The sequence below is a fragment of the Mesorhizobium sp. C277A genome, assembly GCF_040324395.1.
Classification (GTDB): Bacteria; Pseudomonadota; Alphaproteobacteria; order Rhizobiales; family Rhizobiaceae; genus Mesorhizobium.
Genome location: NZ_JAMYVW010000002.1, coordinates 940,188 through 962,502 on the forward strand (window position 1 = coordinate 940,188; position 22,315 = coordinate 962,502).

Annotated in this window: 20 protein-coding genes; 9 read left to right on the plus strand and 11 right to left on the minus strand. The window is 62.1% G+C overall.

Going from position 1 to position 22,315, the window contains the following annotated elements:
- The first annotated feature begins 74 nt into the window (after positions 1-74).
- From NKK52_RS04645 to NKK52_RS04665, 5 genes are all read left to right on the plus strand, one after another.
- Positions 75-740 carry a hypothetical protein gene (locus NKK52_RS04645; RefSeq protein WP_023670314.1) on the plus strand — a complete coding sequence of 222 codons (666 nt, stop codon included), beginning with the start codon at positions 75-77 and terminating at the stop codon, positions 738-740.
- 7 nt (positions 741-747) lie between these two features.
- Positions 748-3,426 (plus strand): OmpA family protein, encoded by a 2,679-nt coding sequence (locus NKK52_RS04650; protein WP_031204239.1) that lies wholly within the window; start codon positions 748-750, stop codon positions 3,424-3,426.
- Between the two features lie 11 nt (positions 3,427-3,437).
- A complete protein-coding gene (locus tag NKK52_RS04655) occupies positions 3,438-3,932 on the plus strand; it encodes a Rab family GTPase (protein WP_023670316.1) in 495 nt (164 codons plus the stop codon).
- A 3-nt stretch (positions 3,933-3,935) separates the two neighbouring features.
- Positions 3,936-5,006 (plus strand): adenylate/guanylate cyclase domain-containing protein, encoded by a 1,071-nt coding sequence (locus tag NKK52_RS04660; protein ID WP_023684785.1) that lies wholly within the window; start codon positions 3,936-3,938, stop codon positions 5,004-5,006.
- Between the two features lie 144 nt (positions 5,007-5,150).
- Complete coding sequence (locus tag NKK52_RS04665; RefSeq protein WP_023684786.1) at positions 5,151-6,218, plus strand: cyclic nucleotide-gated potassium channel; 1,068 nt, start codon at positions 5,151-5,153, stop codon at positions 6,216-6,218.
- 194 nt (positions 6,219-6,412) lie between these two features.
- On the opposite strand, the gene NKK52_RS04670 is transcribed toward NKK52_RS04665, so the two are convergent.
- From NKK52_RS04670 to NKK52_RS04700, 7 genes are all read right to left on the minus strand, one after another.
- Entirely contained in the window at positions 6,413-7,141 is a 729-nt protein-coding gene (locus tag NKK52_RS04670; protein ID WP_023670319.1) for an amino acid ABC transporter ATP-binding protein, read from the minus strand.
- Between the two features lie 70 nt (positions 7,142-7,211).
- The gene (locus NKK52_RS04675) at positions 7,212-7,886 is read right to left on the minus strand and encodes an amino acid ABC transporter permease (protein WP_023684787.1); all 675 of its coding nucleotides are present in this window, start codon (positions 7,884-7,886) and stop codon (positions 7,212-7,214) included.
- Positions 7,883-8,560 carry an amino acid ABC transporter permease gene (locus NKK52_RS04680; protein WP_023684788.1) on the minus strand — a complete coding sequence of 226 codons (678 nt, stop codon included), beginning with the start codon at positions 8,558-8,560 and terminating at the stop codon, positions 7,883-7,885. The genes NKK52_RS04675 and NKK52_RS04680 overlap by 4 nt, the downstream gene beginning before the upstream one ends.
- 108 nt (positions 8,561-8,668) lie before the next feature.
- A complete protein-coding gene (locus NKK52_RS04685) occupies positions 8,669-9,457 on the minus strand; it encodes an ABC transporter substrate-binding protein (protein WP_023684789.1) in 789 nt (262 codons plus the stop codon).
- A 108-nt stretch (positions 9,458-9,565) separates the two neighbouring features.
- Positions 9,566-10,729: a saccharopine dehydrogenase family protein gene (locus NKK52_RS04690; protein ID WP_023684790.1), complete on the minus strand. Its 1,164-nt coding sequence runs from the start codon at positions 10,727-10,729 to the stop codon at positions 9,566-9,568.
- A complete protein-coding gene (locus NKK52_RS04695; RefSeq protein ID WP_023670324.1) occupies positions 10,726-11,235 on the minus strand; it encodes an Lrp/AsnC family transcriptional regulator in 510 nt (169 codons plus the stop codon). Before NKK52_RS04695 ends, NKK52_RS04690 begins: the two co-directional genes overlap by 4 nt.
- A gap of 102 nt (positions 11,236-11,337) precedes the next feature.
- The gene (locus tag NKK52_RS04700) at positions 11,338-12,069 is read right to left on the minus strand and encodes a 3-keto-5-aminohexanoate cleavage protein (protein ID WP_023684791.1); all 732 of its coding nucleotides are present in this window, start codon (positions 12,067-12,069) and stop codon (positions 11,338-11,340) included.
- Positions 12,070-12,269: 200 nt separating this feature from the next.
- Between NKK52_RS04700 and NKK52_RS04705 the strand changes: the two genes are divergently transcribed.
- Both NKK52_RS04705 and NKK52_RS04710 read left to right on the plus strand, forming a co-directional pair.
- Positions 12,270-12,692 (plus strand): OsmC family protein, encoded by a 423-nt coding sequence (locus NKK52_RS04705; RefSeq protein ID WP_023670326.1) that lies wholly within the window; start codon positions 12,270-12,272, stop codon positions 12,690-12,692.
- A gap of 44 nt (positions 12,693-12,736) precedes the next feature.
- Positions 12,737-13,276, plus strand: a complete 540-nt coding sequence (locus NKK52_RS04710) for a carboxymuconolactone decarboxylase family protein (RefSeq protein ID WP_023684792.1) — start codon at positions 12,737-12,739, stop codon at positions 13,274-13,276.
- 108 nt (positions 13,277-13,384) lie between these two features.
- Here NKK52_RS04710 and NKK52_RS04715 read toward each other — a convergent pair whose 3' ends face one another.
- Positions 13,385-13,780, minus strand: coding sequence for a hypothetical protein (locus NKK52_RS04715; protein ID WP_156939287.1), 396 nt, complete (start codon positions 13,778-13,780; stop codon positions 13,385-13,387).
- Between the two features lie 65 nt (positions 13,781-13,845).
- On the opposite strand from NKK52_RS04715, the gene NKK52_RS04720 reads away from it, so the two are divergent.
- Both NKK52_RS04720 and NKK52_RS04725 read left to right on the plus strand, forming a co-directional pair.
- Positions 13,846-14,589, plus strand: coding sequence for a 2OG-Fe(II) oxygenase (locus NKK52_RS04720; RefSeq protein WP_023684794.1), 744 nt, complete (start codon positions 13,846-13,848; stop codon positions 14,587-14,589).
- Between the two features lie 378 nt (positions 14,590-14,967).
- Positions 14,968-16,590, plus strand: coding sequence for an ABC-F family ATP-binding cassette domain-containing protein (locus NKK52_RS04725; protein WP_023684795.1), 1,623 nt, complete (start codon positions 14,968-14,970; stop codon positions 16,588-16,590).
- A gap of 45 nt (positions 16,591-16,635) precedes the next feature.
- Here NKK52_RS04725 and NKK52_RS04730 read toward each other — a convergent pair whose 3' ends face one another.
- The 3 genes from NKK52_RS04730 to NKK52_RS04740 form a co-directional block, all read right to left on the minus strand.
- The gene (locus tag NKK52_RS04730; RefSeq protein WP_031204243.1) at positions 16,636-19,257 is read right to left on the minus strand and encodes a bifunctional diguanylate cyclase/phosphodiesterase; all 2,622 of its coding nucleotides are present in this window, start codon (positions 19,255-19,257) and stop codon (positions 16,636-16,638) included.
- A gap of 262 nt (positions 19,258-19,519) precedes the next feature.
- Positions 19,520-20,413 (minus strand): hypothetical protein, encoded by an 894-nt coding sequence (locus NKK52_RS04735; RefSeq protein ID WP_023684797.1) that lies wholly within the window; start codon positions 20,411-20,413, stop codon positions 19,520-19,522.
- Positions 20,414-20,657: 244 nt separating this feature from the next.
- Positions 20,658-22,304 (minus strand): acyl-CoA synthetase, encoded by a 1,647-nt coding sequence (locus NKK52_RS04740; RefSeq protein WP_023684799.1) that lies wholly within the window; start codon positions 22,302-22,304, stop codon positions 20,658-20,660.
- Positions 22,305-22,315 lie beyond the last annotated feature (11 nt).

Genomic DNA, 22,315 nt, shown 5'->3' on the forward strand with positions numbered 1-22,315 from the left:
TCAAGACGAATCCGGCTTGCGGCCCGATTGCTGACATGCTTACCTGACGGCATGTGTTCAATGGGGGTATATGGATGGCTAAGGAATCTTCGAATTCCGCTTCTTCAGAAAAGAAGGCGGACGTAAATCTGATAGGTAACACAGAAGGAAACGGGCTGAACTTCATGGGAGTTCAGGCCCGCGAAAACGGAACCGCCGGCGACGCCGTCGGTGTCGACAAGATCCGTGACCTGCTGTTCGGCAACCAGATGCAGGACTATGACCGCCGTTTTTCCAAGCTTGAAGAACGGGTGTTGCAGCGCTTCAAGGATGTCGAGTCCGAGGCCAAGCGCAATCTCGAAATGTACGAGTCGAATGCAAAGAAGCAGATCGATTCGCTTGCAGGGCAATTGCGGAGCGAAAAAGATTCACGAGCCGATGCCGACAAGGAGATCGACCGGAATCTTCGCGAGCAAAACCAGGCTCTTGAAAAGCAGGTGCGCACGTTGTCGGATCAGTTGAGCGCGCTCGAGCGCGACGTTTCGGACCGGATAAATCGAAACGATCATTTGCTGCGTGAGGAAATCAAGCAGAAGAATGAAGGCGTTCAGATGCTGATCGAGAAGATGTTTGCCGACCTCAGCAACGTCAAGACCGACCGAAATCTTTTGGCTGGCCTGTTTGTCGAGGTTGCAAAATGTCTCAATCAGGATCCCGTCGGGAGCAAGAGCAACTCGGACCGCAGCTGGAAAGTGAGTTGATGGGACCTTGACGTCCACCGTCGACCCATTCAACCTTCCGCAAAGAACAGCCTCGAACGATACAGAGATTGATCGCGAGGCTCTGGCTCGTCTTTTGATCGAAATTGCCCGGAACGTTGATCCGGACTACCGTGCGCAGTTCGAGGCGGTTCCCACCGCCGATCCGCGCATGGAAACGCTGCGGCAGTTGCTGGTCAGCCGCGAAATCTCGGAGCTTTCACGCGTTACGCATCTGCTCGACGAACCCGAGCAGCTTGCGGCGGCCGTGGGCGACGTTCTTCCCAGTGCTGCCGGACGAGCGCCTTACGCGCAACTCGGCGAGGCGCTTGCGCCAGCTGTCGAACGGGCTGTGCAACGGTCGATCCAGAAGAGCCCGCGCACGCTGACGGACATATTGTACCCGGTGTTTCTGCCGGCAATTCGCAAGTCGATCGGGGAAAAGATCGACCAGACCTTTCAGTCGCTGAATGAAACTCTAAGGCACATATTCACCTGGCACGGGCTCAAGTGGAGACTTGAAGCCTGGAGAACAGGGGCAAGCTTCTCGGCAGTTGTTCTGAAGCATTCCCTTGTCTACCGTGTGGAACATGCCTTTCTCATTCATCGGAATTCCGGCCTTTTGATAGCGCATGTAACTGCCGACAATGCGACGAGCGAAGATCCTCAGCTCATTTCTTCGATGCTCAGTGCGATTCAGGATTTTGTAAAAGACTCATTTAACGAGAAAGAGCAGAGCGGCCTGGACACAATCCGTTTCGGCGAGCTTCGTCTCTGGTCGGAAGTTGGACCGTTTGCGACACTGGTTTCGGTGATCCGGGGAAATCCGCCGGAGGAATTGCATGAAATCGTTCGCGATGTGTTGCTTCGCATCCATGAGCAATCCTCAGAGGCTTTAGAGCAGTTCGACGGCGACGGTTCGCAGCTGGCCTCCGTAGAGGCGCAGTTGCAGACCTGCGTCGAGCTCAAGCAAGAGGAATCAAACGACGGATTTCCGTGGCTGGTGGCGGCCGTTGCCCTGTTGCTCTTGAGTCTGGCAGGCGGTTGGTACTTTCTTTCCTGGCAATCAGCGCAGCGCTGGCAGGCTTATGTGTCGCGCTGGCAGGCTTACGTGTCGCGAGTGGAGGCCCAGCCGGGCATCATCGTTGCCGAACAGCAGGTACGCGATGGCCAGTTCTATATTGCCGGCCTGAGGGACCCGCTTGCCGTCGACCCGCAGTCGCTGTTGTCAGGCACGGGAGTCGATCCGGCCGGGGTTCATCCGCAATGGCAATTTTATCAGAGCCTTGAGCCGGAGTTCGTGCTGAAGCGGCTGACGGCGTCGCTGGCTCCGCCGGATTCAGTGCGACTTTCGATTGTCGATGGCCGCATCGTCGCCGAGGGTGAGGCTCCCGACACCTGGATCAGCCGGGCGCGCGCGGCGGCCCAGCAGCTTTCGGCAGGCGGGCCGGTCTTCGATATCTCGGGGGTTCGTGACGTAAGCCCCCAAGTGCGCGAGGCGGAGCGCTGGCACGCCTATGTGTCGCGACTGGAGACCCAGCCGGGCATCATCGTTGCAGACCAAAAGATAAGCGACGGCCAATTCTATATTGCCGGCCTGCGAGACCCGCTTGGCGCCGACCCGCAGTCGCTGTTGTCGGGAACAGAGGTCGATCCTGCCCGGGTTCATGCGCAGTGGCAGTTCTATCAGAGCCTTGAGCCGGAGTTCGTGCTGAAGCGGCTGACGGCGTCACTGTATCCGCCGGATACAGTACGACTTTCGATCGTCGATGATCGCATCGTTGCCGAGGGTGAGGCTCCCGACACCTGGATCGATCGCGCGCGCGCGGCGGCCCGGCAGCTTTCGGCAGGCGGACCCGAATTCGACATCTCCAAGGTTCGTGACGTGAGCCCCGAAGCACGCGCGGCGGAGCACTGGCAGTATTATGTGTCGCGACTTGAGGCCCAATCGGGAATCATCGTCGCCCAACAAAGCGCGAGGGGCGGACATTTCTACATTTCCGGCTTGAGAGACCCGCTTGCCGCCGACCCGCAAGCCCTGCTGTCTGGAACGGACGTTGATCCTGCCCGCGTTCATGCACAGTGGCAATTCTATCAGAGCCTTGATCCGAAGTTTGTGGTGAAGCGGCTGACGGCGGCGCTGTCCCCGCCGAAAACCGTTCAGCTCTCGATCATCCAGGGTCGCATCGTGGCCGTGGGTGAGGCTCCTGCCGGCTGGATCAACCGCGCGCGGGCCGCCGCTGAACAACTTTCGGCGGACGGAGTGGTTCTGGATGTCTCGCAGCTGCGTGAGCTGAACCTCGCAGAACTTAATCATTTGAGGCAGGCGATCCAGACGACCGATATTTTCTTCTCTTCCGGCAAGGTTGTGCCGGGACCGGAGCAGACGCCGGTTCTCGACAGGTTGGCGGATCAAATAAAGGAATTCGCCCAGAGTGCCCGCAATTCCGGCGTAACGGCGAGGTTCATGTTGACCGGGCATTCGGACACCACGGGCCGTGAGACGGCCAACGCGTCGATCAGCGCCGCCCGCGCCGAGACAGTTCGTGCGCTTCTCAACAAGCGCGGCGTTGCTCCCGAACTGCTGCTGGTTCGGGGCGCGGGCACTTTTGAGCCGGCTGTACCTGAAAACAGTCTAACCGGTAGCTCCACCAATCGCCGGGTTTCGATTACGGTAAACCTGGACTAGCGGAGCCCAACATGTTGCAAAAAAAGATCTGCATGCTGGGCGGCTTCGCCGTCGGAAAGACGAGTCTGGTCCGCAGGTTTGTGCAGAGCATCTTCTCAGAAACCTACTTGACCACCGTCGGAGTGAAAATCGACAAGAAAAGCGTCGCGCTCCCGGACAAAACCGTGGATCTGATTTTGTGGGATTTGGCCGGCGAGGACGATATCGGCTCATTCCGCGTCAGCTATGTTCGAGGTGCAACCGGGCTCGTGCTAGTCGTCGATGGAACCCGCGCTGCTACTCTTGCCGTGGCACTCACGCTGCGCGAACGGGTCGAGGCCGAATTCGGCGCCATGCCGTTCGTATTGCTGTTCAACAAGTCCGATCTGGCCGATCGGTGGGCGATATCGGATGGTGAGATCAACGAGTTGAGGCAACGTGGATGGCAAATCTATCTAACAAGTGCGCTTTCGGGCGAGCAGGTCGATGACGCCTTTCGTCAACTTGCCTTGATGGTCACCAAATAGACCATGCATGAATTGCCAAAAGAAGTCAGAAATTGGTTTTTCAATTTCTTCTTCGACGGGCACGCTGTCGCTTATCTGAAAATCGACGCTGAGCTTTGCATAGCTGCCAAGGGCGGTAATGTTGAACATTACGGGCTGTCATCGCTTCGCATCGGCAAGCCTGTTGCGGGGCAGCTTGAATTCATGGAAGGTTTGCTGCCTTGCCCGGAGCTTCCGTTTCGCATGGACATGATCGAACTGCCCGGCGGGCGTGTCGCCGACCTTCATTTTTTTGCTGACAATGCGTGCGTGTGGCTGCTTTTTCTGGACGCCACTGCCGAACGAGACAACAGGCAGCGGCTTCAACAGAAGGCCTATGAAATGACGCTCCTGCAAGAGAGGGAGCGTCAACTCAACGAAAAATTGCAATCGACGAACGAGGCACTGAGAAAGAGCCAGGAGGGATTGGCGCGTGAATACCAGCGCGCCGAAACCCTGCTCCTCAACATTCTTCCGGCATCCATCGCGGAGCGGTTGAAAGCGCAAAAGAAAATTGCCGACAACCACGCGGAGGTGAGTGTGCTTTTTGCCGACATCGTCGGCTTTACCGAAAGAGCGCGAAGCGTCGGAGCCGTGACGACGCTCGCTATCTTGAATTACTTCTTCAGGGCGGCGGACCGGCTCTCGGAACGATACGGCTGCGAAAAAATCAAGACAATCGGCGATTGTGTGATGGTGGTCTCTGGCTTGCCCACCGCGCGATCCGATCATGCAAAAGCCCTCGCGCGCTATGCAGTTGAGCTGCGCAAGGCGGTAAGGCGGGAACGCTTCGCAGGAGAACCGATAAGGCTGAGAATTGGAATTCACTCAGGACCGATCGTCGCCGGTGTCATAGGCAAGAGGCGGTTCGCCTATGACCTGTGGGGTGAGACCGTTAATCTCGCCTCACGTATTCAAACCTCCGCGGAGCCCGATGAAATCCGTATTTCCGATGCAACTTACCAACTGCTTGGACCGAAATTTGCTTGCGACCCACTCGATGAAACGGAATTGCGCGGTGCGGGTCGCGTGCGAATGTGGCGGCTCCCGAGCTGATCCGTCGCCTGCGGTGCGACCGTGGAGAGCCGATAGCGGCGCCCGAAAGCCATTGGCGTGACGTGATCTTGCGATCGCAAAGCACCCTTTGCGCTTGCCCGGAAGGCCTCTATTCTGGAGCACAGTGGCCGCTGGTGGGATAGAATGTCGGTACTGCCTTTTCTGAGAATCTACGCACCGCTAAATGCGGTGCTCGCTGCGCCTGGGCTTCTGGCGGTGGCTGCGCTCACGATGCCGAACATGTCCGGACGAAGCAGACTGGCTCTGGCTGCTGTGCTCGCTGTCATTTGGGCCGCCTATCTTCTGCAGATGGCCGAGACCCTGCTCAAGCGCTGGGCGGGAGACCTCAGGGACAGGACGCCGGCAATCGCGATCGATGTGCTCGCGGTTTTGGTTCCAGTCGCCGCATTTCTGCTCGACGGCACGCCCGACCGGAGCCTCTACTGTGCTGTCTGGCTGCTGAAGCCGCTGCGCGACTCGACCTTCTTCCCGCTGCTTGGCAGGGTTCTGGCCAACGAAGCGCGCAACCTGGTCGGCGTCACCACGGTCTTCGGCCTGGTTCTGTTCGGTGTCGCACTCGCGGCCTATGTCATCGAGCGCGACGTCCAACCGGAAAAGTTCGGCAGCATCCCCGAGACAATGTGGTGGGCGGTGGTCACGCTGTCCACTACCGGCTATGGCGACGACATTCCGCAAAGCTTCGCCGGCCGCGTCCTTGCCGGGGCTGTCATGATGTGTGGCATCGGCATCTTCGGGCTCTGGGCCGGCATTCTTGCCTCCGGCTTTTATCAAGAAGTCCGTCGCGAGGATTTCGTCCGCAATTGGCAATTGATTGCCGGCGTTCCGTTGTTTCAGAAGCTTGGCCCGGCCACGCTGGTCGAGATCGTGCGCGCGTTAAGGCCTCGCACGGTGCCGGCGGGCGCCGTGATCTGCCGCAGCGGCGAGACCGGCGATCGGATGTTCTTCGTCGTGGAGGGCCGCGTCAGCGTCGCGACGCCGAACCCGGTGGAGCTTGGCCCTGGCGCCTTCTTCGGCGAGATGGCGCTGATCAGCGGCGAACCGCGTATGGCGACCGTCACTGCCGCAACTTCTGTCTCACTCCTGTCGCTGCACGCGGCGGATTTCCAGATGCTGTGCAGCAGCAGCCCGGAAATCGCGGAAATCATCCGCAGGACCGCGCTCGAGCGGCGCGGCGCGGCGCCGGTGGCTTGACCGTACAGCCGATGGTGGCCCGGCTGGAACTGGATGGTGCGGCTCCATCCGCGCGGAGCTTCTGGACGGCACGTGGAAGTTCCAGAGGCGTAGCCGGAGACGTAAACGTAGCCGATCCACTCTACCGGCGGCTCGTTGTTTGGCGCTGTGCGTCGACAGTTCCTGCCCCGCGGCCTTTCGGCTTGGGCTAAACTCTAATGCCTTAGAATCTTGCTTAGAAAAGCCCGGCTGCGGTCGGTCTTCGGGTCGGAGAAAAACGCCTCCGGCGTGCCGCTTTCGACGATGGCGCCGGCGTCCATGAACACCACGCGCTGCGCCACCTTGCGGGCAAAGCCCATTTCGTGCGTTACCACCATCATGGTCATGCCTTCCTCGGCCACCGCGACCATGACGTCGAGCACTTCGGAAATCATCTCGGGATCGAGCGCCGAGGTCGGTTCGTCAAACAGCATGATCTTGGGGCGCATGCCGAGGCAGCGCGCGATGGCCACACGCTGCTGCTGGCCGCCGGACAGCTGTGACGGGTAGGCGTTGACCTTGTCGGCGAGGCCGACCTTGGCCAGCAAGTCGCGCCCGGCCTGCTCGGCCTCGGCGCGGGGGATCTTGCGCACATGGATCGGCGCCAGCGTGACGTTTTCCAGCGCCGTCTTGTGCGGGTAGAGGTTGAACGACTGGAAGACGAAGCCGATCTCAGTGCGCAGCTGCGTCATGTTGGTGGCGGGGTCGCCGAGGCGCTGGCCGTCGACGACGAGATCCCCGTCCTTGATCGCCTCCAGGCCATTGATGCAGCGGATCAGCGTCGACTTGCCCGAGCCGCTCGGGCCGCAGACGACGACCACTTCGCGCGGCTCGACGCTGAGCGTGATGTCCTTCAGCACATTGAGCGAGCCGAACCATTTGTTGACGCCGCGAAAGTCGATCATGCCCGTTTTGGTCAGGTTTGTCTTGGTCGGGCTTGGATTGGTCATGGCGGTCAGCCCTTTGGGTTCGATGTCACAGCTGCACCTCGCCATGCGCCGCGCCCATGCGGCGCTCCAGCCGGCGGGCGAGCATGATCAGCGGATAGCAGACGACGAAATAGCCGACGCCGACCAGGAAGAAGACCAGCAGGCCGTTGGGCACACGCTGCACCACAAGCCAGCCGACGCGGGTGAGGTCGGTCAGCCCGATCGCCGAGACGACGGAGGAATCCTTGATCAAGAGTACATATTGCCCGACCAGCGGCGGCAGCACGATGCGCATCGCCTGCGGCAGCACCACCTGGCGCATGCGTTGCCAGCGCGACAGGCCAGACGCCAGAGCTGCCTCAACCTGGCCGGTCGGCACCGAGCGGATGCCGGCGGCGACGATCTCGCAGATGAAGCACGCGGCGAGGTTGGTGAGCGCGATGATGCCGGCCGTGAAGGCATCGAGCTCGATGCCGAATTCCGGCAGGATGAAGAAGATCAGGAAGATCTGCACCAGGAACGGCGTGCCGCGGATCAGGTCGACCCAGGCGCCGATCACGCTCGAGATCAGCCGGTTGCCGCCCGTGCGCAATATGCCGAGGCCGAAACCAAGCAGCGTGCCCAGCACCAGGCTGATCGCCGACAGCATCACGGTCATCCCGAGGCCGCGCAAGGCGAGGGGGTAGCTGCCGGCCAGGCTTTGCAGCTGTTGCCAGATCATGTGCTGCTCCTTGCCGGCTGCAGACCGAGCCAGCGACTGGACAGCCCCGCCAGTCCTTTGAGGCCGTAATAGAGCAGCAGATAGAAAGCGGCGATGGTGATGAAACCTTCGGCCGGCATGAAGCGGTCGGACGCCAGCAACTGGCCGGCGCGCGTCAGTTCGGAAACCGAGATCAGCGACAACAGCGCGGAATCCTTGACCAGCACGATCGCCTGGCCGAGCAGCGGCGGGATCGTCACCTTGAACGCCTGCGGCAGGATGACCAGGCGCATGCGCTGGACATAGGTCATGCCCGAAGCGACGCCGGCCTCGACCTGGCCGCGCGGGATCGACAGGATGCCGGCGCGGATGATTTCCGCGACATAGGCGCCGCTGTTCAGCGACAGAGCGATGATGCCGACGACCAGCTCGGGCAGGACGAAGCCGAGACGCGGCAGGCCGAAATAGAGGAAGTAGAGCTGCGCCAGCAACGGCGTGGCGCGCACGGCATCGATATAGCCCTTGGCCAGCACGCGAAACAGCTGGCCGCGCTGCAGGTTCATGGCGGCGAGCACGATGCCGACCGCCAGCGCGCCGGCAAAGGACAGCGCCGACAGCCAAACGGTCGTGATCAGGCCCTGCCCGAACAGCGGCAGATATTCGACGATGGTGCGGAAGCTGAAATTTTCGAGCATGGCGGTGAATGGTGAATGGGCAGTAGTGAGTAGTGAGTAGTGAAGGGCGTGCGGAATGGCCATTCACCATTCACTACTTCCTACTCACTACTCCCTGCTTACCTCTGCTTAGTGATCCTTCTTCCAGGCGTCGGAATTGACCCAGTAGTCGAGGTTCTTCTGCAGGCGTCCGTCGATGCTGACCTGGTTGAGGAACAGGTTCATCCAGATCAACAGGTCCGGCTCGTCGTAGCGGGTGGCGAAGGCAAGCGGCTCCTTCGACAACAGGTCCGGCATGATGGTGAAGGTGCCGGCGGGATAGGCTGTCGACTGACCCTTGACCGCCGAGACGTCGTTGACGCCGCAATCGGCCTGGCCGTTGTTGACCGCGTCGAGCAGCAGCGGGCCGCCGCCCTTGTAGCTCTTGATGTCGGCATCCGGGAAGGCGTTCTTGGCTTCCTTTTCGCCGGTGGCGCCCAACAGCACGGCGATCTTGGTGCCCTTGGCCTTGCAGTCCTCGGTTGTCTTGAACTTGCTGTCGGCCTTGGTGAAGACGGTGCTGCCGGTATACATGTAAGGTGTGGTGAAGGCGACCTTCATGCCGCGCGCCAGCGTCGGCGTCATGTCGGCGACGAGCAGGTCGGCCTTGCCCGAAAGCAGCGCCGGGATCAGCCCGTCCCAATCATAGTCGAGGAAGGTGATCTTGACGCCCATTTCCTTGGCCATCAGTTCGGCGAGTTCGACCGAACTGCCGGTGCGCTCGCCGGCCGCGCCGACCAGCGAGAAGGGAGGTCCTTGCGTCTGTACCGCGACGCGCAGTTCGCCGCGCTTGGTGATCTCGTCGAGCGTTCCGGCACTGGCAGCAGCGGTCAGGCCCGCAAGCGCAAGTCCGGCGATGAAAAGCTTGGCAATCTTCATTTGGCATTCCTCCTGTTATCGTTGTTGTTCCACTTTGTTATTCCACCCTTTTGGGTGTTTTTTGAGCGGCGGCACCGTTTGCCGGCGGCAGCCACCGTTCGAAAATCCTCAGTCCCAGGCCACCGTCTCGGCAACCTTGATGCCACGCCTGGCCAGCTTGTCGAAGAACGGCCCGTCTGGCACATGCAGCAGCGGGTTCAAAAGCCCTGGTGTGGCGATCTCGCGCCGCGCCAGCATCTGCGCCACGATGCTGGCGGGATAGCCGACGCCAAGGCTCATGCCGAACAGGCCTGATGCCAGGTCGCGTTCGATGATCAGGTCCGACGTCACCGTTTTGGCGCGGCCGCCTTCGAGACCGGAAAAGACATTGCGCATCACGCAAAGGTCCTTCTCGTCGGCGCCATATTGCAGTTGCGGGCCGAGCAGACGGCCGAGAAATTCGCGTGGGCTGGCGCCGGTGCCGGGCACCTTATCTTCGGAGAGGAAGCCGAGTTCCTTCAGCGGCGCCCAGAACGCCGACCATCCCGGCCAGCGCAGCGTATAGCGGCCCGAGCGTTGCAATCCCTTGGCGGCTGCCAGCATCTCGACATAGTGCAGCGCGTCGCCATTGGGGAAAGCTTCCAGCCGGCCGAGGCCCGCGACCTCGATCTCGTGGATGAAGGCATTGTCGTGCTGTCGGCCGGCCGGCACTTCGACGCGCTTGCCATGCTCGATCATCACGCTGTCGCGGTTCTGGCTGACCAGAACCATGTCGAAATTCCAGCTTACCTTGTAGCAAAGCGGCTTCGCCATCGCCTTCGGTTCGGGGATGCCGCCGCAATAGGAATCGATCGAGAAGATCGTAGAGAACTGCTTTGCGGCGCGCGCGTAGAGCACGAGGTCGATGCCGGGATCGAGCCCGCATTCGGTCATGATCGAAACGCCGGCCTGTTCAGCCTCCGCCGCCAGATCGGCAATCGCCTTGCCGTAATTGGTGGTGACCAGCGGCGTGCGCGTTGCGATCGCGGCCTGCACCGCCTCGCGCATCAATGGCTGTGGCAACAGATCGATGGCGGCGTCGACATCCGCCAGCACGGTGGCAAGTGCCGGGCCGATGGGGCCCTCGGGCACGACGAAACGCACGCGGGAAAGGTCGGTCAGCCCGGCAAGCCGGGCAGGGCCGTCGGCCGACGTATCGACGCAGACGACTTCCTCGACGCCGGCGCTGGCGACGAGATCGGCGATGGCCGCCCGTCCCTGCAGGCCGAGGCCGCCGAGAACAGCTATTCTCATGCCGGCTCCTTGCGTGACGGTGTTTCTTCCGACCAGCAGCCTTCGGGAAGGCTGACCCATTTGTTGCATGAAGCCATGACGACGAAGGTTTCGCTGCGCACGACTTCCCCGGGAATGCCGGCGCCCGGAATCAGCTCGCTGGTGATGCGGTAGAGGTCGGCGACATCGCCGGCGACGGTCACGTCGACGATGATGTCGAAGCGCCCGGTAACCACCGAGGCCGAGTTGACGAAAGGCAGTTCGGCAATGCGCTGCGCCAGTTCCCGGGCGCGGCCACGTCCCTGAGCGTTGATGCCGACAATGGCCGAGATCAGCTCGGGGCGTTCGGTCAGATTGAGCAGCCCGACGATCTTCAAGAGGTTGCGGTCGAGCAGATTGCGCAGCCTTGAGCGCACCGTCGGCACCGAGATCGCCATCGTCTCGGCGAGCCGGTTGATGCCGGGCTGGGCATCCTGCGACAACAGCTTTACCAGCCGTCGATCGGTTTGATCGAGATGCTCACGCAAAAGGCAAGGCTTTCATAAAGGAGAAAAATGTGGTGGAATTTCTTCCTGATATGAAAATAGCCTACGAGATATTTATAATAACAGCAAGAGGTGAGTTTGTTGCTACGCTGATCGAATGGACTGGAAGATCGCCACCGCTGCCGCAGTCAGCGCGGCATTGCCGGCCGCAACCGTGCCATCCGGCAGATGCTTCCCATCCTCCAGCCCGACGCGCGTCGACCAGTTGCGATCCGCCGCACGGCGCACGAACGGCCACACCGTCGCGTTCTCGCCATGCAGCAGGATGGCACGGCGAATGCCGGCGCGCTCCAGGACCTGTTCGATGCCGCCGGCGACCGCAAAAGCCTCGTCTAGCGTCTGCTCGGAAATCTCGATCAGCACGCGCAGCACGCGCCCGCCATGGTCGAGGCCGACCAGCCGCTCGGCGTCGGCGACCGACGCCAGACCCGCCTCGATGCCGATGCCGCGCTGGCGCAGGCTCTCCATGACGATCGGAGCCGCCGCCTCGCTGAGATTGACCGAGGCATAGTCCGGCAATTCGCGCCAGCCGGCGATGGCGACCAGCGTGCTTGTATCGTCATTCTCGATCCAGGCGCCGGTGGAGACGCCGATCAGCGTGCCGGGGCAGGCGCGGCGCAGCGCTGCGATCGTCGGGTCCATCGCTTCCGGCGCAAGGCTCTCGCGGCAGTCCGCGCCGCGGGCATGGACATGCAGCTCAGCTGCGCCCACGGCAATCGAAGCCGCCCCGTCGCGCGCCATGGTGTCGGGGTCGAGCGGCAGGGTGGGGTGAAAATCGGCGGCGCGCGCGCCATTGATGCAGGCCTGGACGATCATGGCTCTCGCGATCCTGTTGCGGATCGCGCGAGCCTACCGCAGGGCAGGGCGGAGAGGGAACGGGCGTGGTGAAGATTGCTGACAGGGTGCCGCTTCTGCGGAGGTTGCGGTATCGGCCCAGGACATACCATATAGCGGGACAGGACACGCCACGGGCGATCCTTACCCCTTTGCCGGACTGCCGGCCAGAAGGATTTGCGATGGCTGAGTTGAAGGTCAGGACCCGTGTCACCGGCGCGACGGCGACGCTGCAGCCCGGCGGCTTGCCTTCCATCACCACTCCGACCGGCGGTGCAGTCGATGTCGTCACCGGCGTCAGCGCGCCGGGCTTCAATCCGCTCGACCTGCTCTACGCCTCGCTCGCCGCCTGCATGGTGCTGAGCGCGCGCATCGCCGCCTCCCGCCTCGGGGTTGCCGCCGCGCTTGGCGAGGTGCGCGCCGAGGTCAGCGGCGAGAAGGCCAAGGACGAGCCGTCGCGCGTCGAAAGGCTCAACATCAGGCTCGACATCTCAGGCGATCTCGACGCTGCGACCAAGCAGCGGATCGTCGAGGACGCCGAAGCGATCTGCACGGTGTCCAACACGCTGCGCGCCGCGCCGCAATTGCATACGACGCTTGGGTGAGGGCTTCGCAGAATGCCTCGCTGCCACCAACCAAGGACCGTCCCATGGCCATGATCCCGCCGATCGACTACGCCTCGGCATCGCATGACATCCGCGCCGAGCACGACAGGGAGCTTGGCCTGCGCGGACGCATGACCAACATGAAGCGCATCCTGCTGCATTCACCGGCGGCCCACCGCATCTATGCCGAATGGTTCACCCTGCGCGATCTGCTCAAGCCCGCACTCGACGACCGCGCTGTCTGGCTGTTGTCGCTGGCGATCTCCGAGAGATGCCGCGCCGAGATACCGCTTACCTTCTTCCGCCGCGCGCTGATCGATGGTGGCCTTGATCCCGAGGCAATCCAGCCAACCTCCGACGAGGCGTTGCTGATCGAATTTGGCAAGGCAGTCGCCGCCGATGCCAATGTCATTCCGAACGACATCTGGGCAGCGCTGAAGGCTCGCTATGACGACACGCTGCTGGTCAACCTCGTCGCCTTCGCCGGCATCATGGTGGCGACCTGCCTGTTCACAAACGCGGTGAGGGTCGATCTGGACCCTGAGTTGGAGGCGTATCGCCGCAAGGGTGCCGATCCGGTCTGATGCGATCGATACGCAGTCGATCTGCAGTGGATATCGCCCGGAAGGATCAGCCGTAGTAGCCGGCTCCAAACAGCAAAAGTGTTTCCACCTGGGAGTCCGCTTCTTTTCCTATGGCTGTCCAGATGCTGATGCCGAGAGCATTCGAATCGCGCTATCGATCTCGACCTTCACATGGGGGTCGGTTTGTCTCAAGAACCTCAGCGCAACCTCCATGGAAATCGGAAACAGCGACGCGCCACCCAGTTCCAAGATCGCAGGCGAGGTGAATTCTAGCGCTTCGAGTGCGCCATCGGCCTTGTAATAGGCGAATACTCCAAGGTCCGGCCAATAGTCGGCCGGAACGCTGGTTGGGCTCCGCCGGAAGACCTTGAGCTCTCCTGAAAAGAAGGATCTGACAGTCGCCTTAGACGATCCGAGAGGAAGCCCTTTGACGCCATTTAGCGGTTCGATCGAAAGATGCATGTACACAGTTAATCGCTGCCGGCAGCAGATGACAATGTTCATCGCAGGAATCGGGTGGCCCAGGCGCCTCGTTCGCCCCACTTTGACCGCAAGCAAAGGAGGCATCCATGACCATCCATTCGATAAGCACCAAACGCGCAGCCCATTCGGCCGAAGCGCGCATCGCAGCGCAGGACTGGAGTGCTCTGATCGGCGAACTGAACAGCCACGGCAGCACCGTCATGCCGGCGCTGCTTTCACCCGAGGAGTGCACCGAGATCGCCGGTCTCTATCCGCATGAGGACCATTTCCGCAGCCATGTGGTGATGGCCCGCCATGGCTTCGGCAAGGGCGAGTACCGCTATTTCCGCTATCCGCTGCCGGATCTGGTCGGTGGCCTGCGCACCGCGCTCTATCCCAGGCTCGCCGGCGTCGCCAACGACTGGAACGAACGCATGGGCGCGGCACGGCGCTATCCCGATGACCACGCCGCCTTCCTCCAGCTTTGCCACGAAAGCGGCCAAACGCGGCCGACGCCGCTTCTCCTGCAATATGGCCCCGGCGACTTCAACTGCCTCCATCAGGACCTCTATGGCGATCTCGCTTTTCCCCTGCAGGTGGCGATCCTGTTGTCGCAGCCCGGCGAGGATTTCACCGGCGGCGAATTCGTCCTGACCGAACAGCGCCCGCGCATGCAAAGCCGTGCCGAAGTGGTGCCGCTGACCCGGGGCGATGCGGTGATCTTTGCTGTCCACAACCGCCCGGTGCAAGGCACGAAAGGCCATTACCGCGTCAACCTCAGGCACGGCGTCAGCCGCCTGCGCTCCGGCAGGCGGCATACAGTGGGGATCATTTTCCACGACGCGAAGTGACAATTCGTCGGACACAGCCAAAGCACCTCACTACCGCTGCTTATTGACATGGCGAGTTCGGCGGAACAGTCTCCGCTTGTGTAAGAGAGGGGCATTTATGAAACGATCCTATGAGAAGCCGACACTCGTCAGACGGGGCAAGCTCGCCTCGCTCGCCGCCCAGCAGGTGCCGTCAATAGAAGCGGAAGTGCCCGCACCGAACTGAGTACAGAAGCTGGTTCAAAAACAGCCCGTTGCGCAAAATCGCGCGGCGGGCTGTTTTGCATTCTGGAGGTGCGGACCGCAGCGGCTTTTGCGCGCGGCGTCAAATGGGCGCTTCCTCTGGCGCGGCCGATCGCGTAAGGGCCGGGGAAAATCCTCCAAGGTTCTTCCAGTCGCATGATCCGTCTTGAAAGCATCAGCAAGCAGAACGGCCGCCAGCTTGTCTTCATCGAGGCCTCGGCCTCGCTACAGAAGGGCGAGAAGGTCGGCCTTGTCGGGCCGAACGGCGCCGGCAAGACGACGCTGTTTCGCATGATCACCGGCCAGGAGCAGCCCGACGAGGGCCAGGTGCAGGTCGATCGCGGCGTCACCATCGGCTATTTCAGCCAGGATGTCGGCGACATGGCGGGCCATAGTGCTGTGGCCGAAGTGATGAACGGCGCCGGGCCGGTCAGCGACGTGGCGGCCGAAATGGCCGAACTCGAGGCGGCCATGGCCGATCCCGAGCAGGCCGACCGGATGGACGAGATCATCGAGAAGTACGGCGAGGCGCAGCATCGTTTCGAGGAGCTCGACGGCTATGCGCTCGATGGCCGCGCCCGCGAAGTGCTCGACGGCCTCGGCTTTTCCCAGGAGATGATGGATGGCGACGTCGGCAAACTGTCCGGCGGCTGGAAGATGCGCGTGGCGCTCGCCCGCATCCTGTTGATGCGGCCCGACGTCATGCTGCTCGACGAACCGTCGAACCATCTCGATCTCGAAAGCCTGATCTGGCTGGAGCAGTTCCTGAAGGGTTATGAGGGCGCGCTGCTGATGACCTCGCACGACCGCGAGTTCATGAACCGCATCGTCAACAAGGTGGTCGAGATCGACGCCGGTTCGCTCACCGCCTATTCCGGCAATTACGAATTCTACCAGCAGCAGCGGGCGATCGCCGACAAGCAGCAGCAGGCGCAGTTCGAGCGCCAGCAGGCCATGCTGGCCAAGGAGATCGCTTTTATCGAGCGCTTCAAGGCGCGGGCGTCACACGCCGCCCAGGTGCAGAGCCGGGTGAAGAAGCTCGACAAGATCGATCGTGTCGAGCCGCCCAAGCGCCGCCAGATCGTGAATTTCGATTTTCAGCCGGCGCCGCGCTGCGGCGAGGATGTCGTGACGCTGAAGAACGTCCACAAGGGATATGGCAGTCGCTCGATCTATGAGGGGCTGGATTTCCAGGTCCGCCGCCGCGAGCGCTGGTGCATCATGGGCGTCAACGGCGCCGGCAAGTCAACGCTGCTGAAGCTGGTGGCAGGCGCTTCCGATCCCGACACCGGCACGGTCGCGCGGGGGCCGAGCGTGAAAATGGGCTATTTCGCCCAGCACGCCATGGAGGTGCTGGAGGGCGAGCGCACCGTGTTCCAGACGCTGGAGGACGCGTTTCCGCAAGCCGGCCAGGCGCCGCTCAGGGCACTCGCCGGCTGCTTCGGCTTTTCCGGCGACGAGATCGAGAAGAAATGCCGGGTTCTGTCAGGCGGCGAAAAGGCGCGCCTGGTGATGGCGCTGATGCTGTTCGAGCCGCCCAATCTTCTGGTGCTGGACGAGCCGACCAACCACCTCGACATCGCGACCAAGGAGATGCTGATCACGGCGCTGTCGCAGTACGAAGGCACCATGCTGTTCGTCTCGCACGACCGCCATTTCCTGGCCGCACTCTCCAACCGCGTGCTGGAACTGACGCCAGAAGGCATCCACACCTATGGCGGCGGCTATACCGAATATGTGGAGAGGACCGGGCACGAGGCGCCGGGGCTGCGGACCTGACGCAGGTCCTGCGTCCGCATTTGCGTCCAGCAAAGCCAGGATTTGTCAGCTCGCCGCCAGCCATTTGCGCGACTGCGCGAAGGCCTTGAAGGCTTTGGCATCCATCGGGTAGCCGAACAGGAAGCCTTGCAGGATGTCGCAGCCAAGCTCTTTCAGGATGCGCGCGTGCTCCATCGTCTCGACGCCCTCGGCGATCACTTCGATCCCGAGCGACTTGCCGATGTCGATGATGGACGACACAAGCTGCCGCTGTGCGGTTGAGCTGGTGATGGGGGTGACCAGCTGGCGGTCGATCTTGAGGCGACGGGGCCGCAACTTCAACAGCGAGACGATCGAGGCATGCCCGGTGCCGAAATCGTCGATCTCGACGTCGATGCCAAGCCCCTTGATGTGTTCGATGTTCCAGCTGACCAGCTCGTCGTTTTCGTCGAGGAAAATCGACTCCACCAGTTCGAACGACACGGTCCCTTCCTTGATGGGAAGCTTGCGCAAACCCTTGATCAGGTCCCTGTCTTCCAGGCGCCGTGCGGAAACGTTGACCGAGACGCGCGGGATGTTGAGGTGGCTGCGCGACCAACGCTCGAAATTATCGAGCGCCTGCTCCAGGACGGTGCGGTCGATAAGCGCCACGACATTGAGTTCTTCAGCCACCTTGATGTAGGCGTCGGGGGTCAGCATGCCGCGTTGCGGGTGATCCCAACGCGACAGCGCCTCGACGCCGACGATCTCCAGCGTCTTGGCGTCGAACTGCGGCTGATAGTAGACGATGAATTCGTTCCGCTCGAGCCCGCCCAGAATCTCGTCGGCGGTCTGCTTGGTCCGCACGATCTCGCTCTGCAGCTCTTCGTTGAAAAACTCGTAGCGGTTGCGGCCGCGGCCTTTCGCCCGGTACAGCGCTAGATCGGCATTGACAAGCAACTGCCTTGCATCGACGCCGCTATTGGCCGCAATGCCGATGCTGACGCCGAACCGGCACTGGTGACCCAGATAGTCGACCGGCTGGCGCATCGCATCGATAATGTGGTCGGCCAGCGCGGCGAGTTCCTTCTCGTCGCGTCCATGGCTCAGCACGACAAACTCGTCGCCGCCGATGCGCGCAACGAAATCGGCACTGCCGACGCTGGCCTTGATGACTTTCGAAGCATGCACCAGCAATGCATCGCCCGCTGCATGGCCGAGCGTGTCGTTGATCTGCTTGAACCGGTCAAGGTCGAGATGCAGCAACGCCGCACGGCCGTCGGCTTCGCGGTTTTCGGCAAGCATCTCGTCCAGATACCGACGGTTGGGCAGACCGGTCAGCGAATCATGCATCGCGACATGCTCGATGCGGGCTTTGGCCAGGTTCAGTTCGGCATTTTTCGATTCTGAAAGGCGACGTTCACGCACGAGATTCTCGTTGAGCAGCACGTCGCCTGTCACATCCCATTCGGCGCCGATCATTTTTGGCGTGCCGTCGATGTCCCGGAAGAAACTGGCGCGGGTGCGCACATGGCGAATGGTGCCGTCCGGCCGCAGGAGCCGATACTGCGAAGAGTAGGGGCCTTGTGTTGCAACAGCCGAATCGAAATCTGCTTTAGCCCGTTCGAAGTCTTGGGGATGGATCGCCAGCGCCCAGTCGTCATAGCTACGGGTCTTGCCGCCGCCGGGTTTGCCATAGATTTCGTTGATGCGGTCGTCCCATACGAGTTCGTTGCTGACGGTATCGTGCTCCCACACGCCTATAGCAGAGGCTTCCAACGCCAACTCCAGCCGCCGGGACAGGCGCCTCAACTCGGCGTCACTTTTCTGCCGCTCACCGAAAAGACGTCCTGCCACGAGGATCGGCAGCACCACCAGCGCGCCGGCAAGCGCCATGAGCAGACGCAACAGCCACTCATTTTTCGGAGCGGTCGGCCAGCCGCCCTTCGGTATGGCTGAAATTTGCCAGGAGCCTGAAGGCAATTGCACCTCTGCCATCACCGGATTGCCGGACACGACATTATCGCCGCCGAAGAACAGTTCCCCGCCGCCGCCGAGCGCATCCTTGCCGATAAGCGCCACATTGATATCCAGATCAGGGTCGGTCAGTCCGCTGGCAGCGTAGAGCCGATCGACATCGATCACGGCCGAGACGATACCCCAGAAACGGTCGCCGCCACCCGCCGTCGGCACGAAGACGGGGATACGGCCGATGAAGCCACGTCCGCCTTGCGCCAGTTTGACCGGCCCGGCGAGCACCAGCGCGCGCTGGTCACGGGCGCGAAGCGCGGCCATGCGTTGCGTATCGCTCTTGCGGTAGTCCAGCCCGATGGCTTTTTCATTGCCTTCCAGCGGATACATCAGCGCGATGACGAGGTCGGGGGCGCCGGCAATATCGCGCAACTGCGATTTTTGCTCGAACAGATTACGGGCGAGTGCCGCAAATCTTTGCTGGCCCATATAGGGCTCGGTAACGATTGTCGAAACGAGACCCTGAACCAGCTGGAGATTGCCGCCTATGTTGCCTTCGAGCTTGGCGCGTATGATGTTGACCTTGGCCAGGACGTCGGCCCGCGCCAGCTGATCGGAGACTTCTCTGTTCCTCTGGTCGGCAACCAGGGCGCAGACGAGAAGCACGACAAAGGCAATCGCCGCCGGCAAGTTGGCGGAAGAAAAAACGGCCCGTTTCAACCGGCCGGAATTGAGCATTGCACCTGCCAACTCGATCCGAAGACCTTTCCAGGACAGTAGTCCTTCGGTCGACCATAGTAGCTAAAGCTTAAGTTTGAGCTTCGAGACGAATCCGAGAACAAACGGTAAGCTTTTGGCTGCCAGGGTCCAGCCGAAATCTGAATGAGTGTCCGAAAGTAGGACGCCAGGTTGCAGCGTTCTGCAACCCAGCGGCGAAGTCATATTCGCCTCAGATTGCAACAAGCCGCCTGATCTTGCCGCGCGGGCCCTTGCGGGAGGCTTACTTCCCAGCCATTTGATCGGCCAGCGCCTGCGCCTGGGCGAGCAGCGCCGGGAAAGCCGGGTCAGCCGGCAGGCGCTGCGCCATGCAGGCCCGGTAGTCGCTGTCGCCCTTGTCCCAGGCGGCGTTGGAGGACTCGAACGCTTTTTCGTCCTTCAGGTCCGATGCCTGGTAGGCCTCCTGGAATTTCTGCGCGGCGGCGTCCGCAGCAGCCCACACGGCGTCGCAGGCGGCGATCTTCGGAACGGCAGGGGCTGCCGGCGCTGCGATAATTCTCACGCTGTTGCCTTTGACGAGCGTAACGATGACTTCCTGCTCATAGATCGGCCCGACGTCCTGCGTCCAGCCGCCGAGCCGTGCGAAGGCGATGTCGGCGCCTTCGGGTTTCTTCAATGGAAAGTCGAGCGTTCCCTCGAAGGCGGCGTCGCTGTTGATCGCCTGGGTATAGAAGGCATCCAGCTTAAGCGCCTCATCGATGCCGGCGGGCAGTTTGAAACATTCGTCGGTCTCGGCGGTTCTGGACTGGAGCCAGCGCTCCAGCAGCCCTCGCGTCGTTGCCACTAGGCTGGGGCCGTCGTCGCCCTTGGTGTATCGCAGCCCATCGAGCATGCCATAGCCGATATCGGAGTCGCTGAGGCTTTCGATATTGATTGTGCCGGTTGGCGGAAAGTCCTTGACCGCCAGCGGCCCGATAATGCCGGCAAGACGCTGCTGGAGGTCGGCCAGCGCCTTCTCGTTCTCAGCGTCGATGGTCTCGATTGCCGCGTTCGCACTGTTCAGCGCTGCGATATCAGCAATCGCCTTGTCACGCGCGGCCACATAGTCGTCCTCCGGCGAGGCCGCGAAAGCCACGCTGCTCACCAGTGCAAACAGAAACGTCCAGACCCACCGCATGATATAAACCCTGCTCTACGTTCGATTCCAAGGATACATGACAACATTGGGCTGAAAAAAGACGCCGTTGGAGCTGCAGATCTCCCCACATGAGGGGGAGATGGCCGGCAGGCCAGAGGGGGTCGCCGCGCGTGAAGCGCTGACTCCTTTTGCAGCGCGAGACGACGTTAGCGCTTCACGCGCAACGACCCCCTCTGTCGCCTTCGGCGACATCTCCCCCTCGAGGGGGGAGATTGGCGCCTAATCACGCCTTGCGCTTCTCCACCTCCGCCTTCCTCAGCAGGAAGCGCTGGATCTTGCCGCTTGGGGTCTTCGGCAGTTCCGTGATGAACTCGACCTCGCGCGGGTAGGCGTGCGCCGACAGCCGTTTCTTGACGTGCTGGGCCAGCTCTTCGGCGAGCTCCGAATTGCCCTTGTAAGCCGGCGCCAGAACGACGAAGGCCTTGACGATCTCGGTGCGCTGCGGATCGGGCACGCCGACGACAGCCGCCTCGTTGACCGCCGGATGCTCGATCAACGCGCTTTCGACGTCGAACGGGCCGATGCGATAACCGGCCGAGGTGATGACATCGTCGGCGCGGCCGATGAAGGAAACCGAACCGTCCGGCTCGTACTCCACCGTGTCGCCGGTGCGGTAGTAGCCGCCCGTGGTCGCCGGCGTCTCGGCTTGGTGATAGCCGTCGAACCAGCGCAGCGGCGACTTCGCGATGTCGACGGCGAGGATGCCGGGCTGGTTGGGGCCGAGCTCGTTGCCGGCCTCGTCCAGTACCACCATGCGATATCCGGGCATGGCGAAGCCGGCCGAGCCCGCGCGCACGACATGCGAGAGCCCATGATGGTTGTTGACCATCATGCCGTTCTCGGTCTGGCCGTAATGGTCGTGAATGGGCGCGGCGAGATTTGCGTCGAACCAGCGGATGACTTCCGGGTTGAGCGGCTCGCCGGCGCTGCTCACCACGCGCAGTCTGCCTTTGACTCGGGCCGCAGCTTCCGCGCCTTCCGCCATCAGCAGGCGATAGGCGGTCGGCGAGCCGGCAAGGCTGGTGACGCCGAGCCGCTCGATGATGTCGTAAGTGCTCTTGGCGTTGAAGGCGCCTTCATAGAAGGTCGTGGCGATGCCGAGCTGCAACGGGCCAGTGATGGCGTAATAGAGGCCGTAGGCCCAGCCGGGATCGGCGATATTCCAGAAGATGTCGTCGGGCAGCAAGCCGATCGCGTCGCGCATATAGGCGCCGAAGGCGAGCAGGGCGCGAAGCGGCACCGGCACGCCCTTGGGCAGGCCGGTCGTTCCCGACGTCGACATCATCATGAACAAGTCGTCGCCCTTGCGCATCACCGGCTGGCACTCGGGCGAGGCGGCGGCAAGCGCGGCGCGGAAATCGATGTCGCCTGCAGGTAGCACACCGCCATTGCCAAGAATGGTGGCGATTTGCGCTGATGTCTCGACCTCGTCGAGCTTGCCGCGATTGGCCGGGTTGGTCACCACGATCTTGGCGCCGCTATAGCCGAGGCGGTGCTCGATGGCTTTCGGACCGAAGGCGGTGAACAGCGGCTGGTAGACCGCGCCGATGCGCCACGTCCCGAGGATCAGCGCCACCAGTTCGGGGACGCGCGGCAGCATGCCGGCGACGACATCGCCGGCACCGACGCCGGCGGCCTTGAGCACATTGGCGGCGCGCCCGGACATGTCGGCGAGATCGTCGAAGCTGAATTCGCGAAGCTCGCCGCCGGCCGAGATCGCGCGCAGCGCCAGCCGGTCTTCTCCGGTGTAGCGGCCGCAGCATTCGACATAGGCATTGATGCCGGTTCCAGGGTTGCCATACAACCGCGCGATCTCATCTTCGATGCGAAAGCGCTGAACGGCATCCTCATAGCGCGGCATTTTGCTCATCGCAGTCCTCC

Coding starts and splice junctions, on each gene's coding strand:
- NKK52_RS04645 (WP_023670314.1), top strand. CDS start 75: ATGGCTAAGGAATCTTCGAATTCCGCTTCTTCAGAAAAGAAGGCGGAC.
- NKK52_RS04655 (WP_023670316.1), top strand. CDS start 3,438: ATGTTGCAAAAAAAGATCTGCATGCTGGGCGGCTTCGCCGTCGGAAAG.
- NKK52_RS04660 (WP_023684785.1), top strand. CDS start 3,936: ATGCATGAATTGCCAAAAGAAGTCAGAAATTGGTTTTTCAATTTCTTC.
- NKK52_RS04665 (WP_023684786.1), top strand. CDS start 5,151: ATGTCGGTACTGCCTTTTCTGAGAATCTACGCACCGCTAAATGCGGTG.
- NKK52_RS04670 (WP_023670319.1), bottom strand. CDS start 7,141: ATGATCGACTTTCGCGGCGTCAACAAATGGTTCGGCTCGCTCAATGTG.
- NKK52_RS04675 (WP_023684787.1), bottom strand. CDS start 7,886: ATGATCTGGCAACAGCTGCAAAGCCTGGCCGGCAGCTACCCCCTCGCC.
- NKK52_RS04680 (WP_023684788.1), bottom strand. CDS start 8,560: ATGCTCGAAAATTTCAGCTTCCGCACCATCGTCGAATATCTGCCGCTG.
- NKK52_RS04685 (WP_023684789.1), bottom strand. CDS start 9,457: ATGAAGATTGCCAAGCTTTTCATCGCCGGACTTGCGCTTGCGGGCCTG.
- NKK52_RS04690 (WP_023684790.1), bottom strand. CDS start 10,729: ATGAGAATAGCTGTTCTCGGCGGCCTCGGCCTGCAGGGACGGGCGGCC.
- NKK52_RS04700 (WP_023684791.1), bottom strand. CDS start 12,069: ATGATCGTCCAGGCCTGCATCAATGGCGCGCGCGCCGCCGATTTTCAC.
- NKK52_RS04705 (WP_023670326.1), top strand. CDS start 12,270: ATGGCTGAGTTGAAGGTCAGGACCCGTGTCACCGGCGCGACGGCGACG.
- NKK52_RS04710 (WP_023684792.1), top strand. CDS start 12,737: ATGGCCATGATCCCGCCGATCGACTACGCCTCGGCATCGCATGACATC.
- NKK52_RS04715 (WP_156939287.1), bottom strand. CDS start 13,780: ATGAACATTGTCATCTGCTGCCGGCAGCGATTAACTGTGTACATGCAT.
- NKK52_RS04720 (WP_023684794.1), top strand. CDS start 13,846: ATGACCATCCATTCGATAAGCACCAAACGCGCAGCCCATTCGGCCGAA.
- NKK52_RS04725 (WP_023684795.1), top strand. CDS start 14,968: ATGATCCGTCTTGAAAGCATCAGCAAGCAGAACGGCCGCCAGCTTGTC.
- NKK52_RS04730 (WP_031204243.1), bottom strand. CDS start 19,257: ATGCTCAATTCCGGCCGGTTGAAACGGGCCGTTTTTTCTTCCGCCAAC.
- NKK52_RS04735 (WP_023684797.1), bottom strand. CDS start 20,413: ATGCGGTGGGTCTGGACGTTTCTGTTTGCACTGGTGAGCAGCGTGGCT.
- NKK52_RS04740 (WP_023684799.1), bottom strand. CDS start 22,304: ATGAGCAAAATGCCGCGCTATGAGGATGCCGTTCAGCGCTTTCGCATC.